Source organism: Pseudoxanthomonas sp. GM95, from assembly GCF_900109775.1.
Taxonomy (GTDB): Bacteria; Pseudomonadota; Gammaproteobacteria; order Xanthomonadales; family Xanthomonadaceae; genus Pseudoxanthomonas_A.
Genome location: NZ_FOAX01000001.1, coordinates 494,293 through 510,181, shown reverse-complemented (window position 1 = coordinate 510,181; position 15,889 = coordinate 494,293). Strand labels below are relative to the sequence as shown.

Below are 15,889 nucleotides of genomic sequence, written 5' to 3'. Positions count from 1 at the left end.
GTCGATGGGCTGGTCGAAAGGGGACGTCCCGGCGCGGCGGCTAGGCCACCGCGCCGGCAGCGCGATCAGTTGTCTTCCAGCTCCATGTTGATGGCCAGCGAGCGGATTTCCTTCACCAACACGTTGAAGGATTCCGGCATGCCCGCGACCATCTCGTGTTCGCCATCGACGATGTTCTTGTACATCTGGTTGCGGCCCTGCACGTCGTCCGACTTGACCGTCAGCATTTCCTGCAGGGTGTGCGCCGCGCCGTAGGCTTCCAGCGCCCAGACTTCCATTTCGCCGAAGCGCTGGCCGCCGAACTGCGCCTTGCCGCCCAACGGCTGCTGGGTGACGAGCGAGTACGGACCGGTCGAACGGGCGTGCATCTTGTCGTCCACCAGGTGGTTCAGCTTCAGGTAGTGCATGTAGCCGACCGTGGTCTTGCGATCGAACGCTTCGCCAGTGCGGCCGTCATACAGCTGCATCTGGGTCTTGCTGGCGTTGAAGCCCAGCAGTTCGGTCTGCGCATCGCCGTCCGGATAGGCCAGGTTGAGCATCTCGCGCAGCTCGTCCTCGTGGGCACCGTCGAACACCGGGGTGGCCATCGGCACGCCGTCGGTCAGGTTCTTGGCCAGCGCGATCAGCTCGGCATCGCTGAACTGATCCAGCTCCACGCGGTCGCCCGACAGGGCGGTGTCGTGGTTGTAGATCTTGCTCAGGAACGCACGCAGCTCGGTCACCGCACGCTGCTCATCGAGCATCTTCTGGATGCGCTTGCCCAGGCCCTTCGCGGCCCAGCCAAGGTGCACTTCCAGAATCTGGCCGATGTTCATACGCGACGGCACGCCCAGCGGGTTCAGCGCGATGTCCACCGTCTGGCCATCGGCCATGTACGGCATGTCCTCGACCGGAACCACGTTGGAGACCACACCCTTGTTGCCGTGGCGGCCGGCCATCTTGTCGCCCGGCTGGATGCGGCGCTTCACGGCCAGGAACACCTTCACCATCTTCAGCACGCCCGGGGCGAGGTCGTCGCCCTGGGTGATCTTGCCGCGCTTGTCGGCGAAGCGACGCTCGAATTCCTTCTCGTGCGCCTGGATCTGCTTCTGGGCGCGCTCGATGGCGTCGGCGGCGTCGTCGTCCTTCATGCGGATGGCGAACCAGTCAGCCTTCTTCAGGCCGTCCAGGTACTCACCGGTGATGGTGTCGCCCTTCTTCAGGTTGGTGCCGCCGTTGGCGACCTTGCCCAGCAGCTGGCCACGCAGGCGCGAGTAGATCGCGCTTTCCAGGATGCGGAACTGGTCGTCGAAGTCCTTCTTGACGCGCTTGATCTCGGAATCCTCGATCTGGCGCGCGCGCTTGTCCTTCTCGATGCCGTCGCGGGTGAAGACCTGCACGTCGATGACCACGCCGTCCATGCCCGGGGGCACGCGCAGCGAGCTGTCCTTCACGTCCGAAGCCTTCTCGCCGAAGATCGCGCGCAGCAGCTTCTCTTCCGGGGTCAGCTGGCTTTCGCCCTTGGGCGTGACCTTGCCGACCAGGATGTCGCCGGCGCGCACTTCGGCGCCGATGTACACCACGCCGGACTCGTCGAGGCGGTTCAACGCGCTCTCCGAGACGTTCGGAATGTCGGCCGAGATTTCCTCCGGCCCCAGCTTGGTGTCACGCGCCTGGACGGTCAGTTCTTCGATGTGGATCGTGGTGTAGCGATCCTCTTCCACCACGCGCTCGGAGAGCAGGATGGAGTCTTCGAAGTTGTAGCCGTTCCACGGCATGAACGCGATCAGCATGTTCTGGCCCAGGGCCAGCTCGCCGATGTCGGTCGACGGACCGTCGGCCAGCACGTCGCCACGCGCGATCACGTCGCCCACGTTCACCAGCGGACGCTGGTTGATGCAGGTGTTCTGGTTGGAACGGGTGTACTTGATCAGCGAGTAGATATCGACGCCGGCGTCATGCTCGTCGTGGATCTCGTCCTCGTTGATCTTGACCACGATGCGGGCGGCGTCGATCTGCACGACTTCACCACCACGGCGGGCGTTGACGGTCACGCCGGAGTCGCGGGCCACGGCACGCTCGATGCCGGTACCGACCAGCGGCTTCTGCGAACGCAGCGTCGGCACGGCCTGGCGCTGCATGTTGGCGCCCATCAGTGCGCGGTTGGCGTCATCGTGCTCGAGGAACGGCACCAGCGCCGCGGCGATCGACACGGTCTGCATGGGCGAAACGTCCATGAAGTCCACGTCTGCCGGCGGCTTCAGCAGCGACTCGCCCTGGAAGCGGCAAGGCACGAACTGCTCGGTCAGGCGGCTCTTGGCATCGTGCAGGGCGTTGGCCTGCGCAATCACGTACTCGTTTTCTTCGATCGCCGACAGGTACTCGATCTCGTCGGTGATCTGGCCGTCCACGACCTTGCGGTACGGCGTCTCGAGGAAGCCATACGAGTTGGTGCGGGCGTACACGGCCAGCGAGTTGATCAGGCCGATGTTCGGGCCTTCCGGCGTTTCGATGGTGCAGACGCGGCCGTAATGGGTCGGATGCACGTCGCGCACTTCGAAGCCGGCGCGCTCACGGGTCAGGCCGCCCGGGCCCAGGGCCGAGACGCGACGCTTGTGGGTGACTTCCGACAGCGGGTTGTTCTGGTCCATGAACTGGGACAGCTGCGAGGAGCCGAAGAACTCCTTGATCGCGGCGGCCACCGGCTTGGCGTTGATCAGCTCCTGCGGGGTCAGGCCTTCGGACTCGGCCATCGACAGGCGCTCCTTGACCGCGCGCTCGACGCGGACCAGGCCGACGCGGAACACGTTCTCGGCCATTTCGCCGACCGAACGCACGCGACGGTTGCCCAGGTGGTCGATGTCGTCGACCACGCCGCGGCCGTTGCGGATCTCGGTCAGGGTCTGGATGACTTCCAGGATGTCCGAGGTTTCGCCGTTGGTGGCGACCAGGCGCTTGGATTCCTCGTCATTGCGGACGCTGAAGTACTTGTGGTCGAACAGGACCGACTCACCGGTGGTTTCCTTGCGGCCCACGCGGCGGTTGAACTTCATGCGGCCGACCGAGGACAGGTCGTAGCGCTCGAAGGTGAAGAACAGGTTGTGGAACAGGTTCTGCGCGGCATCCTTGGTCGGCGGCTCGCCGGGACGCATCATGCGGTAGATCTCGACCAGCGCTTCAAGCTGGGTCTTGGTCGGATCGATACGCAGGGTGTTGGACAGGTAGGCACCGCGGTCCAGGTCGTTCACCCACAGGGTGCCGACCGCATCCACGCCGGCCTTGCGGAACGCCGCCAGCTGGTCTTCGGTGATTTCGTCGTTGGCGTTGGCCAGCAGTTCGCCGGTCGAGGCATCGACCACGTCGTGCGACAGGATGCGGGTCAGCAGGTACTCGTCCGGCACGGCCAGGGCAGCAACGCCCGCAGCTTCGAGCTGCTTGACGTGGCGCGCGGTGATGCGCTTGCCGGCTTCCACGATGACCTTGTCGCCATCGGCCAGGTCGAAGTTCAGCGTTTCGCCGCGCAGGCGCTCGGGCACCAGCTCAAGCTGCACACCTTCCTTCGGGTCGATGTGGAAGGTGTTGATCTCGAAGAAATGGTTGAGCATTTCCTCGTTGTTGTAGCCCAGCGCACGCAGCAGGATCGACACCGGCAGCTTGCGGCGACGGTCGATACGGGTGAACAGTGCGTCCTTCGGGTCGAACTCGAAGTCCAGCCAGGAGCCGCGGTAAGGAATGATGCGGGCGCTGTACAGCAGCTTGCCCGAGCTGTGGGTCTTGCCACGGTCGTGGTCGAAGAACACACCCGGCGAACGGTGCAGCTGCGAGACGATCACGCGCTCGGTGCCGTTGACGATGAAGGTGCCGTTGTCGGTCATCAGCGGGATTTCGCCCAGATAGACCTCCTGCTCCTTCACGTACTTGATGGCCTTGGTCGACGACTCGCGGTCGTAGATCACCAGGCGCACGGTCACGCGCAGCGGCGCGCCGTAGCTCATGCCGCGCTGGCGGCACTCGCGCTCGTCGAACGCCGGCTCGCCCAGCTTGTAGCCGACGTATTCCAGGGCGGCGTTGCCGCTGTAGCTGGAGATCGGGAAGACCGACTTGAGGGCGGCGTGCAGGCCACGGTCGTCGCGCTTGGCGGCGTCAACGTGCTCCTGCAGGAACTCGCGGTAGGAATCGACCTGGATGGCGAGCAGGAACGGGACCTCGAGGATCGACCGCTGCTTGCCGAAGTCTTTGCGGATGCGCTTCTTTTCAGTAAACGAGTATGTCGTCGACATGGGGCATTGCCTCTGGCATCTGGGAACCGCGCGTCCGCGGCTCCGGGGGAAACATTCTTTCGAATGGGAAGAACTGTCAGTTGGAAGTCGCTGGTATTGCCGGCACCAGCACGCCATCTCCCGCTACTTCCAACTACCAACTCGTGGATTTTCTCGCCGCGGTGTGGCGGAACAACGACCTGCTAGTTGTGTCTTGCGTACTGCGATTTCAACAACGACCGAAGGCCAGGGGCTTTCGCCCCCGGCCTTTGGGTGTCGCCGATGGAGCCAGGCGACGAATTTCGATTACTTCACTTCGACGGTCGCACCAGCGGCCTCGAGGTCCTTCTTCATCTTCTCGGCGTCTTCCTTCGACACGGCTTCCTTCAGGACGCCGCCGGCCTCGGTGAGGTCCTTGGCTTCCTTCAGGCCCAGGCCGGTGATGGCGCGGACAGCCTTGATGACGTCGACCTTCTTGGCGCCGGCTTCCTTCAGAATGACGTTGAACTCGGTCTGCTCTTCGACAGCAGCAGCCGGGCCAGCGGCGGCGGCCACGGCCACCGGAGCGGCGGCGGAAACGCCAAACTTTTCTTCGATCGCCTTGACCAGCTCCATGACTTCCATGAGGGTCTTTTCAGCGATGGCGTCGACGATCTGTTCGTTGGACAGGGACATTGTGATTACCTTCGGTAAATATTCTGGAATGGGATACGAAAATTAAGCCGATTCAGCCGGCGCTTCAGCCGAGGCTTCTGCTTCGACCGGAGCCGCTTCGTCGCCACCGCCCTGCTGGTCGGCCACGGCCTTGACGGCGCGGGCGAACATCGTGGCGGGTTCGGCCAGGACGCGGGCCAGCATGGCCAGGGCCTGATCGAGCGTGGGCAGCGAAGCCAGGACATCGACGTGGCTGGCCGGGTACATCTGGCCACCGACGGCGACAACCTTGGGCTGCAGCTTGTCGTTGCTCTTGGCGAATTCCTTGATCAGGCGACCGGCAGCGCCGGGCTCCTCGGTCGAGAACGCGTACAGCAGCGGGCCGACCAACGAGTCCTTGGTGCACTCGTATTCGGTACCTTCCACTGCGCGGGCGGCCAAGGTGTTCTTGACGACCCGCAGGTACACGCCGGACTCACGCGCCTGCTTGCGCATCGCGGTCATCTGACTGACCGTGGTGCCTGCGTATTCGGCGGCGATCAAGGAGTGTGCCTTGGCAGCGACTTCTGCCAGCTCGGCGACAACTTCTTGCTTCTGGGACAGATTGAGAGCCATTAATCACTCCTCTTGTGAACTCCGCTCACGGCTCCTGCCGCTTGCGGTCCAGGGCAGCATCCATCCTGGACGCCGGGGATGCCGATGCATCCCATCTGGTGGCCTTATCAACTGGCACCCGAAACGGGAAACCAGAACAAACCGATGAAGGCGGCACCATCTGCGCGGGCTGGCCGTAAAGCCAATCAAGCAGTCCCGCTAGCGCCGACGCCGAATCCTTGCCAGGACCGAGCTTCCCTGCCCGTCGTCGGAGCGCGCTGACCGCACCTGCGGTCTTTGACGGCTTTCTTTCCGGATCGCTCCGGTCCGATCGCCCTCAAGCACAACACCGGCAGCAGGTTGCCCTGCTGCCGGTTACAGCAATTACTTCAGGCTCAGCGAGGACTGGTCCACGGTCACGCCGGGGCCCATCGTGGAGCTGAGCGAAATCTTCTGCAGGTACTGACCCTTGGCGGTCGACGGCTTGGCCTTGACCAGGTCAGCCAGCAGCGCCTGCAGGTTGTCCTTCAGCGCGCCGTCTTCGAAGGACGCCTTGCCGATGGTGCAGTGGATGATGCCGGCCTTGTCGGTGCGGTAACGCACCTGGCCCGACTTGGCGTTCTTCACCGCTTCAGCCGGATTGGCCGAGACGGTGCCGACCTTCGGGTTCGGCATCAGGCCACGCGGGCCCAGCAGCGTACCCAGCTTACCCACCACGCGCATCGCGTCCGGGGTGGCGATGACCACGTCGTAGTTCAGGTCACCGGCCTGCATCTTCTCGGCCAGGTCGTCCATGCCCACGGCCTCGGCGCCAGCGGCCAGGGCTTCGTCAGCCTTGGCACCGGCCGGTGCGAACACCGCCACGCGGACCGACTTGCCGGTACCGGCCGGCAGCACGGTGGAACCGCGCACCTGCTGGTCGGACTTCTTGGCATCGACGCCCAGACGCACGGCCACGTCGATCGACTCAACGAACTTGGCCTTGGTGGCGCTCTTGAGGATCTTCAGGGCCTCGTCAAAGCCATAGGCCTTGCCCGGGGTCACGGCGGCCAGGATGGCCTTCTGTCGCTTGTTCATTGCCATTGTCTCAGCCCTCGACCGTCAGACCCATGGAACGGGCCGAGCCCGCAATCGTGCGCACCGCTGCATCCAGGTCGGCTGCAGTCAGGTCGGCTTCCTTCGCCTTGGCGATCTCTTCGAGCTGCTTGCGCGTGACCTTGCCCACCTTCTCGGTGTTCGGGCGCTTGGAGCCGGACTGGATGCCGACGGCCTTCTTCAGCAGCACCGAAGCCGGGGTCGACTTGGTGATGAAGGTGAAGGTACGGTCGGAATAGGCCGTGATGATGACCGGGGTCGGCAGACCCGGCTCGAGCTTCTGCGTGGCGGCGTTGAACGCCTTGCAGAACTCCATGATGTTCAGGCCGCGCTGACCCAGCGCAGGACCGACCGGCGGCGAGGGATTGGCCTGACCGGCCTTCACCTGCAGCTTGATGTAACCGACAACTTTCTTTGCCATTTCAATGCTCTCCGGGTGCTAGCGCCTGGGATACAGGCTCCCCATCGGATCGGGAAAATCACGCGTCCCGACATCGCGTATCTCGTTCGTGACAAAGGCCGCCCTCGCAGGCGGCCATTGCACTTGCCCGGCTCTACTAGGCAGGGAGCCGCGCACTATAGCAGGTTTTTTGCATTCCGGCGCACGCGGCGCCGGACGCCGGGATCAGGCCTTCTCGACCTGGCCGAATTCCAGCTCCACCGGGGTGGAGCGGCCGAAGATGAGCACCGCGACGCGCAGGCGGCTCTTTTCGTAATTGACTTCCTCGACCACGCCGTTGAAGTCGTTGAACGGGCCATCGACCACGCGCACCATCTCGCCCGGCTCGAACAGCACCTTCGGACGCGGCTTCTCGACGCCTTCCTGAACACGATCCAGGATCGCGGCAGCCTCATCATCGCGGATCGGCAGCGGACGGTCGGCGGTGCCACCAATGAAGCCCAGCACCTTGCTGGTTTCCTTCACCATGTGCCACGACTCGTTGTCGATGCGCGGGATGCCCGCTTCTTCGTGGGTCTCGATCTGGACCAGCACGTAACCCGGGAAGAACTTGCGCTCGGAACGGCGCTTCTGGCCGGAGCGCATCTCGATCACTTCCTCGGTCGGAACCAGCACGTCACCGAAGCGCTCTTCCATGCCGTTGCGCACGATGCGATCGCGCAAGGCCTGCGCCACCGACTTCTCGAAGCCCGAATAGGCATGTACCACGTACCAACGCTTCACTGCGGAATTCTCCTCAACGACCCATCGTGAACAATTTCTCGACCATCCACTGGATGCCGAAATCGAAGCCAGCCAGGATCAGGCTGAGGATCAATACCACCACCATCACCACCCAGGTCATGCGCAACGATTCCTGGCGCGTCGGCCAGACCACCTTGCGCAACTCGAAGCGGGACTCAGCCAGGAACTCGACCGTGTCGCGCCCCTTGGCCGTGGCGATAAACACCGCCGCACCTGCAACCAGACCCACGACCACGACCAAGGCACGCAGCGGCGTGGCCCACTGGCCAGCAAACCACCACCACACCACCAGGCCGGCCACCACCAGCGCAGCGGCCAGCACGTATTTGGCGATATCAGCGCCGGACGTGCCTGCCACCTTGGATTGTTGGATCTTGCTGTTCATTCGGTCGGATGTGCCGCCTTGCACTGCACCGCCGCCAGCGGCGACGGGAGAAACGGGACAGTGGCACGCCAGGAGGGACTCGAACCCCCAACCTGCGGTTTTGGAGACCGCTGCTCTGCCAATTGAGCTACTGGCGTACGGAAACTGCCTGAAGGATGCCCTTAGACGGCGAAGGCGGACCGAGGTTCCCGGCCCGCCATCGCGTCACTCATCGGCGATGCGGGATCGCCGAATCGCAGGACCTTATTACTTGATGATCTTGGCCACGACGCCGGCGCCGACGGTACGGCCGCCTTCGCGAATCGCGAAGCGCAGACCTTCGTCCATGGCGACCGGGTTGATCAGGGTCACGACCATCTTCACGTTGTCACCCGGCATCACCATCTCGGTGCCTTCCGGCAGCTCGACCGCACCGGTGATGTCGGTGGTACGGAAGTAGAACTGCGGACGGTAGCCCTTGAAGAACGGGGTGTGGCGGCCGCCTTCGTCCTTCGACAGCACATACACTTCCGATTCGAACTCGGTGTGCGGCTTGATCGAACCCGGCTTGGCCAGCACCTGGCCACGCTCGACGTCGTCACGCTTGGTGCCGCGCAGCAGCAGACCGGCGTTGTCGCCTGCCTGACCCTGGTCCAGCAGCTTGCGGAACATTTCCACGCCGGTCACGGTGGTCTTCTGCACCGGACGGATGCCGACGATTTCGATTTCGTCGCCAACCTTGATGATGCCGCGCTCGATACGACCGGTCACCACGGTGCCGCGGCCCGAAATCGAGAACACGTCTTCGACCGGCATCAGGAACGCCTTGTCGATGTCACGCTCCGGCTCCGGAATGAAGGTGTCGAGGGCTTCGACCAGCTTCAGGATCGCCGGCACGCCGATGTCGCTCTGGTCGCCTTCCAGCGCCAGACGGGCCGAGCCGTGGATGATCGGGGTGTCGTCGCCCGGGAAGTCGTACTTGCTCAGCAGCTCACGGACTTCCATCTCGACCAGCTCGAGCAGCTCGGCGTCGTCGACCATGTCGGCCTTGTTCAGGAACACCACGATGTGCGGCACGCCGACCTGGCGCGACAGCAGGATGTGCTCGCGGGTCTGCGGCATCGGGCCGTCAGCGGCCGAGCACACCAGAATCGCGCCGTCCATCTGGGCAGCACCGGTGATCATGTTCTTGACGTAGTCGGCGTGGCCCGGGCAATCGACGTGCGCGTAGTGGCGGCTCGGCGATTCGTACTCCACGTGTGCGGTCGAGATCGTGATGCCGCGCGCCTTCTCTTCCGGCGCCGCGTCGATCGCGTCATAAGCCTTGAACTCGCCACCGAAACGCTCGGCGCCGACCTTGGTCAGTGCGGCGGTCAGCGTGGTCTTGCCATGGTCAACGTGACCGATGGTGCCCACGTTCACGTGCGGCTTGGTGCGCTCGAACTTACCCTTTGCCATGGCTGCTTATTCTCGGATCGTTAGATAAGAGGGTGAAACGTACTGCTTGGATGGTGCTCACGAAAGGAATCGAACCTTCGACCTCCTCCTTACCAAGGAGGTGCTCTACCGACTGAGCTACGTGAGCGTGAAACGATGTCGCTGCGGCGGATCTGGCGACAATGGAGCGGAAGTTCAATGGAGCGGGAGACGGGAATCGAACCCGCACCATCAGCTTGGAAGGCTGAGGTTCTACCGTTGAACTACTCCCGCGCCGGGGCACCGCAACAACAAAAACCTGGTTGAAACTTGGTGGAGGGAGGTGGATTCGAACCACCGAAGGCGTAAGCCAGCAGATTTACAGTCTGCCCCCGTTGGCCGCTTGGGTATCCCTCCGATCTTACTCGGACCCGGCCTGTTGGACCGGGGTGAAACAGCCGGTGATTCTGGCGTGAGATCGATGCGCTGTCAACGACTGTGCACCGGATTTCCTGCCGGCCCCACCTTGCGCACCCGAAAGTGCAGCACGCCATCGCTGGCGCCCCGTCGGCGGCCTGCCGCAGGGGCGCGCATTGTGGCAGGCAAGCGCCGTTACGGGAAGCACCGATTGCAAACAAATCGCACGATGCTGCCCTGCAGCGTGCCAGCGCGCCCTTCCATCGTCAGCCTGCCCCGCTTTTGCCGTGCCATTCTCCGGGTACGGACGACCCGCGATAAGGACACCTTGCGCCATGGATTTCAGCTTCGACCTCGGACAGGACATCGACCAGCTCCGTGATGCGGTCCACAGCTTCGCCCGCAGCGTGATTGCGCCGCTGGCCGAGCCGGCCGACCGCGACAACGCCTTCCCCAACGCGCTCTGGCCACAACTGGGCGACATGGGCCTGCTGGGCCTGACGGTCGAGGAGGAATACGGCGGCACCGCGATGGGCTACCTCGCGCACGTGGTGGCGATGGAAGAAATTTCCCGCGCCTGCTCGGCGATCGGGCTGTCCTACGGCGCGCATTCCAACCTGTGCGTGAACCAGCTGCGCAAGAACGGCAGCGCCGCGCAGAAAGCCCGCTACCTGCCCAAACTGATCAGCGGCGAGCACATCGGCGCGCTGGCGATGAGCGAGGTCGGCGCCGGCTCGGACGTGGTCTCCATGAAGCTGCGCGCGGACAAGCGCGGCGATCGCTACGTGCTCAACGGCAGCAAGATGTGGATCACCAACGGGCCCGACGCGCACACGCTGGTGGTCTACGCCAAGACCGAGCCGGAGGCCGGCCCGCGCGGCATCACCGCGTTCATCGTCGAGCGGGATTTCAAGGGGTTTTCGACCGCGCAGAAGCTGGACAAGCTCGGCATGCGCGGCTCCAACACCTGCGAGCTGGTGTTCCAGGATTGCGAAGTGCCGGAAGAGAACATCCTGGGCGGCCTCAACCAGGGCGTGAAAGTGCTGATGTCCGGCCTGGACTACGAACGCGTGGTGCTGTCCGGCGGGCCACTGGGGATCATGGCCGCGTGTATGGATGCCGTGCTGCCGTACGTGCGCGAACGCCGCCAGTTCGGCCGGCCGATCGGCGAATTCGAACTGATGCAGGGCAAGCTGGCCGACATGTACGTGGGCTTCAACGCCTGCCGCGCCTACGTGTACGCGGTGGCCAAGGCCTGCGATCGCGGCGAGACCACGCGCAAGGATGCGGCCGGCGCGATCCTCTACAGCGCCGAGAAAGCCACGTGGATGGCCGGCCAGGCGATCCAGTCGCTGGGCGGCAACGGCTACATCAACGACTACCCGACCGGGCGCCTGTGGCGCGACGCCAAGCTCTATGAAATCGGGGCAGGCACCTCGGAAATCCGGCGGATGCTGATCGGCCGCGAACTGGTCGGCCAGGGTTGAGGAGCGCCGCACGATGAGCGTCATCGTTTCGAAACTGCGCACCGACGACGAGGCCTTCCAGGCCAACCGCGCCGCCCTGCAGGCGCAGGTGGACACCTTGCGCGCCCGCACCGCGCAGGCCGCGCTGGGCGGTAGCGAAAGCGCACGGGCCAAACACACCGGCCGCGGCAAGCTGCTGGCGCGCGACCGGGTCGATGCGCTGATCGACCCCGGCACGCCCTTCCTGGAGCTGTCGCCGCTGGCCGCACACGGCATGTACGACGACCAGGTGCCGGCCGGCGGCGTGGTCGGCGGCATCGGCCGCGTGCATGGCCGCGAGTGCGTAATCGTCGCCAACGACGCCACGGTCAAGGGCGGCACCTATTACCCGATCACGGTGAAAAAGCACCTGCGCGCGCAGGAGATCGCCCGCGAGAACCACCTGCCCTGCCTGTACCTGGTTGATTCCGGCGGCGCGTTCCTGCCGATGCAGGACGAGGTCTTTCCGGACAAGGAGCACTTCGGCCGGATCTTCTACAACCAGGCGCAGCTCTCGGCCGCGGGCATCCCACAGATCGCCTGCGTCATGGGCTCCTGCACCGCCGGCGGCGCCTACGTGCCGGCGATGAGCGATGAAACCATCATCGTGCAGGGCCAGGGCACGATCTTCCTGGGCGGCCCACCGCTGGTGAAGGCCGCCACCGGCGAAGTCGTCAGCGCCGAGGACCTGGGCGGCGCCGACGTGCACACGCGCCTGTCCGGCGTGGCCGACCATTTGGCCGACAACGACCACCATGCGCTGTCGTTGCTGCGCCGGATCGTGGGTAACCTGGGCCCGCGCATCGCCCCGCAGGTGCAGCTGCAGAGTCCGGAAGAACCGCGTTACGACCCGGCCGAACTCTATGGCGTGATTCCCTCCGATACGCGCAAGCCTTACGACGTGCGCGAGGTCATCGCGCGCATCGTCGATGGTTCGCGCTTCGATGAATTCAAGGCGCGCTACGGCACCACGCTGGTCACCGGTTTCGCCCACATCCACGGCTATCCGGTGGGCATCGTCGCCAACAACGGCATCCTGTTTTCCGAGAGCGCGCTCAAGGGCGCGCACTTCGTCGAACTGTGCTCGCAGCGCGGGATTCCGTTGGTGTTTTTGCAGAACATCACCGGCTTCATGGTCGGCCGCGCTTACGAAAACGGCGGTATCGCCAAGGACGGCGCCAAGCTGGTGACCGCGGTGGCGACGACTTCGGTGCCGAAGTTCACCGTGTTGATCGGCGGCTCGTACGGCGCCGGCAATTACGGCATGTGCGGACGCGCGTACTCGCCGCGTTTTTTGTGGAGCTGGCCGAACTCGCGCATCTCGGTAATGGGCGGCGAACAGGCCTCGTCCGTGCTGGCCACCGTGCGGCGCGACGCCATGGAAGCACAGGGAAAGCCCTGGAGCGCGGAAGAAGAAGAAGCTTTCAAATCCCCGACCCGCGCGCAGTTCGAAGCGCAGTCCGATCCCTACTACGCCACCGCGCGCCTGTGGGACGACGGCATCGTCGATCCCGCGCAGACCCGACGCCTGCTTGGCCTGGGCCTGGCGGCGGCATTGAACGCCCCGATCGCACCGACGCGCTTCGGCGTGTTCCGCATGTGAGGCGACCGGCATGAGCGCATCGAACCTGCAACTCGAACACGACGGCCCGGTCGCCACGCTGTGGCTCAACCGGCCAGAAGTCCACAACGCATTCGACGAACACCTGATCGCCGCGCTGACCGAGACGCTGCGCACGCTGGAGGCCGATGCGGGCACGCGCGTGATCGTGCTGGCCGGACGCGGCAGGAGTTTCTGCGCCGGTGGCGACCTGGACTGGATGCGGCGCATGGCCGGCTTCAGTCATGACGAGAACCTGCGTGATGCCGGCGCGTTGGCGACGATGCTGTCCACGCTGGCCCATTGCGCCAAGCCGACGATCGCACGCGTGCACGGCGCGGCGCTGGCCGGCGGCACCGGGCTGGTCGCGGCCTGCGACATCGCGATTGCTTCGCCGGAGGCGTCCTTCGGCACGACCGAAGTGCGGCTGGGCCTGATCCCTGCCACGATCAGCCCGTACGTCCTGCGCGCGATTGGCGCGCGTGCGGCGCAGCGCTACTTCCTGACCGGTGAACGCTTCGACGCGGCGCAGGCCCTGCAGCTGGGGCTGGTGCACGAGGTCTGCGACGCAGCGGCGCTGGACGCGCGCGTCCGTGACATCACCGAGGCCCTGCTGGCTGGCGCGCCGCAGGCGCAGTCGGCGTGCAAGCGGCTGGTCCAGCACGTGGCCGCCCAGCCGATCGGCACCGCGCTGATCCATGACACCACCGCGCGCATCGCCGCCGCGCGCGACAGCGACGAGGCGCGCGAAGGCATCGCCGCCTTCTTCGCCAAGCGTCCGCCGGCCTGGAGATCCTGAGCGTGTTCGACAAGATCCTGATTGCCAACCGCGGCGAGATCGCCTGCCGCATCATCGCCACCTGCCGCTGCCTGGGCATCGCCACGGTGGCTGTCTATTCGCAGGCCGATGCCAACGCACGCCACGTCCGCCTGGCCGACGAGGCAATCTGCATTGGCCCGGCCGCCTCGCGCGAAAGCTACCTGCGCGCGGACAAGGTCATCGCCGCGGCGCTGGCCACCAGCGCACAGGCGGTGCATCCGGGCTATGGCTTCCTGTCGGAGAACGCGGACTTCGCTCGCGCGTGTGCGGATGCCGGGCTGACTTTCATCGGCCCGCCGGTGTCGGCGATCGAAGCGATGGGCTCCAAGTCCGCAGCCAAGGCGCTGATGCAGGCCGCCGGCGTGCCGCTGGTGCCCGGCTATCACGGCGATGACCAGTCGCCCGCCTTGTTGCGTAGCGAGGCCGCGCGCATCGGCTATCCGGTCTTGATCAAGGCCAGCGCTGGCGGCGGCGGCAAGGGCATGCGCGTGGTCGAACGGGACGCTGATTTCGAGGCGGCGCTGGCGTCCTGCCAGCGCGAGGCGCGCGCCAGCTTCGGCGACGACCGCGTGCTGGTCGAGAAATACCTGGTGCGCCCGCGCCATATCGAGGTGCAGGTGTTCGGCGATACGCATGGCCACGTCGTGCATCTTTACGAACGCGACTGTTCGGCGCAGCGCCGCCACCAGAAAGTCATCGAGGAAGCGCCGGCGCCGCACATCAGCGCGGCCTTCCGCAGCGCGATCGGCACCGCCGCGGTCGATGCGGCGCGCGCGGCGGGTTACGTCGGCGCGGGGACGGTGGAGTTCATCGTCGATGCCGATGGCGCGTTCTACTTCATGGAAATGAACACCCGGCTGCAGGTCGAACACCCGGTCACCGAGCTGGTCACCGGCCAGGACCTGGTCGAATGGCAGCTGCGCGTGGCCGATGGCCAGCCTTTACCGCTTGCCCAGGACGCGATTCCGCTGCAGGGCCACGCGATCGAGGTGCGACTCTACGCCGAGCAACCGGACACCGGCTTCCTGCCCTCCACCGGCACGCTCGAACACCTGCATTTCCCGACCGCGCTGCGCCACGTGCGCGTCGATACCGGCGTGGAGCGCGGCGATGTGATCGGGCCGGATTACGACCCGATGATCGCCAAGCTGATCGTCTGGGATGAAACCCGCGAGGCTGCGCTCTTGCGGATGCAGCAGGCGCTGGCCGGCACGCGGATCGTCGGGGTGGGCAACAACGTGGCGTTCCTGTCGCGCCTGATCGTCCATCCCGAGGTGCGCGCCGGCGGCTACGACACCGGCCTGATCGAACGCGCCCTGTCCCAGTTGCTCGGCACCGATGCACCGCTTCCGGCCGATGCGCTGGCCGTGGCCGCGCTGTGGACGCTGCAGGCCGACGCGCAGCGTGCCGCCACGCAGGCCAGCATCAGCACCGACGACCCCCACAGCCCGTGGGCGCAGAGCGACGGCTGGCGCATCAACGGCGCGGCCATGCGCACGCTCGACCTGCGCGATGCGGCCGGCGGCGCTCATCGCGTCAGCGTGCGCCATGACGGCCGTGGCGGCGCCGAACTCGACGGCACGCCTGCGCAGGTGTTGCACTGCGAAGACGCGGCGCTGCGCTATCGCCTGGGCACACGCCAGGGCCACGCGACCGTCATCGCGGCTGCCGACGGCGCGCTGCACGTGTTCACCGCCGCCGGCCATGCGGTGCTGGCGCCGATCGATCCGCTGGCTCATGTCGCGGGCCAGTCCGATGCGCACGGCGGCCTGAGCGCACCGATGCCCGGCCGCATCATCGCGGTGCTGGCTGCCGATGGCGCGCGCGTCGCCGCCGGTGCGCCGCTGCTGGTGATGGAAGCGATGAAGATGGAATACACCGTCAGCGCGCCCGCCGACGGCACCGTGACCCAGATGCTGTGCAAGGTCGGCGATCTGGTGGCCGACAAGGCACCGCTGGTCGATTTCGAGGCCGCGGCGTGA

Annotated in this window: 12 protein-coding genes and 4 tRNA genes; 4 read left to right on the top strand and 12 right to left on the bottom strand. The window is 65.5% G+C overall.

Annotation, left to right across the window (positions count from 1 at the left end; genetic code table 11):
• Positions 1-65 precede the first annotated feature (65 nt).
• From rpoB to BMZ17_RS02295, 12 genes are all read right to left on the bottom strand, one after another.
• Positions 66-4,259: a DNA-directed RNA polymerase subunit beta gene (gene rpoB, locus BMZ17_RS02350; RefSeq protein ID WP_093135021.1), complete on the bottom strand. Its 4,194-nt coding sequence runs from the start codon at positions 4,257-4,259 to the stop codon at positions 66-68.
• A 285-nt stretch (positions 4,260-4,544) separates the two neighbouring features.
• On the bottom strand, positions 4,545-4,913 hold the full coding sequence (gene rplL / locus BMZ17_RS02345) for a 50S ribosomal protein L7/L12 (RefSeq protein ID WP_093135017.1): 369 nt from the start codon (positions 4,911-4,913) through the stop codon (positions 4,545-4,547).
• Positions 4,914-4,955: 42 nt separating this feature from the next.
• Complete coding sequence (gene rplJ / locus BMZ17_RS02340; RefSeq protein WP_093135013.1) at positions 4,956-5,507, bottom strand: 50S ribosomal protein L10; 552 nt, start codon at positions 5,505-5,507, stop codon at positions 4,956-4,958.
• Positions 5,508-5,870: 363 nt separating this feature from the next.
• Positions 5,871-6,569 (bottom strand): 50S ribosomal protein L1, encoded by a 699-nt coding sequence (gene rplA / locus BMZ17_RS02335; protein ID WP_093135008.1) that lies wholly within the window; start codon positions 6,567-6,569, stop codon positions 5,871-5,873.
• A 4-nt stretch (positions 6,570-6,573) separates the two neighbouring features.
• The gene (gene rplK, locus BMZ17_RS02330; protein ID WP_093135003.1) at positions 6,574-7,002 is read right to left on the bottom strand and encodes a 50S ribosomal protein L11; all 429 of its coding nucleotides are present in this window, start codon (positions 7,000-7,002) and stop codon (positions 6,574-6,576) included.
• Between the two features lie 204 nt (positions 7,003-7,206).
• A complete protein-coding gene (gene nusG / locus BMZ17_RS02325; protein ID WP_093134998.1) occupies positions 7,207-7,764 on the bottom strand; it encodes a transcription termination/antitermination protein NusG in 558 nt (185 codons plus the stop codon).
• 13 nt (positions 7,765-7,777) lie between these two features.
• Entirely contained in the window at positions 7,778-8,170 is a 393-nt protein-coding gene (gene secE / locus BMZ17_RS02320) for a preprotein translocase subunit SecE (RefSeq protein ID WP_093134994.1), read from the bottom strand.
• Positions 8,171-8,231: 61 nt separating this feature from the next.
• Positions 8,232-8,307, bottom strand: a tRNA-Trp gene (locus BMZ17_RS02315).
• A gap of 109 nt (positions 8,308-8,416) precedes the next feature.
• A complete protein-coding gene (gene tuf, locus BMZ17_RS02310; protein WP_093134989.1) occupies positions 8,417-9,607 on the bottom strand; it encodes an elongation factor Tu in 1,191 nt (396 codons plus the stop codon).
• A gap of 51 nt (positions 9,608-9,658) precedes the next feature.
• A tRNA-Thr gene (locus tag BMZ17_RS02305) sits at positions 9,659-9,734 on the bottom strand.
• A 51-nt stretch (positions 9,735-9,785) separates the two neighbouring features.
• Positions 9,786-9,859: transfer RNA gene (locus tag BMZ17_RS02300), tRNA-Gly, on the bottom strand.
• Positions 9,860-9,896: 37 nt separating this feature from the next.
• A tRNA-Tyr gene (locus BMZ17_RS02295) sits at positions 9,897-9,982 on the bottom strand.
• A 335-nt stretch (positions 9,983-10,317) separates the two neighbouring features.
• Between BMZ17_RS02295 and BMZ17_RS02290 the strand changes: the two genes are divergently transcribed.
• From BMZ17_RS02290 to BMZ17_RS02275, 4 genes are read left to right on the top strand one after another with little or no spacing between them, the layout of a single operon-like run.
• Positions 10,318-11,469: an isovaleryl-CoA dehydrogenase gene (locus BMZ17_RS02290; RefSeq protein WP_093134983.1), complete on the top strand. Its 1,152-nt coding sequence runs from the start codon at positions 10,318-10,320 to the stop codon at positions 11,467-11,469.
• Positions 11,470-11,482: 13 nt separating this feature from the next.
• The gene (locus BMZ17_RS02285) at positions 11,483-13,090 is read left to right on the top strand and encodes a carboxyl transferase domain-containing protein (protein ID WP_093134979.1); all 1,608 of its coding nucleotides are present in this window, start codon (positions 11,483-11,485) and stop codon (positions 13,088-13,090) included.
• 10 nt (positions 13,091-13,100) lie between these two features.
• Entirely contained in the window at positions 13,101-13,886 is a 786-nt protein-coding gene (locus tag BMZ17_RS02280) for an enoyl-CoA hydratase/isomerase family protein (protein WP_093134974.1), read from the top strand.
• Positions 13,887-13,888: 2 nt separating this feature from the next.
• Entirely contained in the window at positions 13,889-15,889 is a 2,001-nt protein-coding gene (locus BMZ17_RS02275; protein WP_093134969.1) for an acetyl/propionyl/methylcrotonyl-CoA carboxylase subunit alpha, read from the top strand.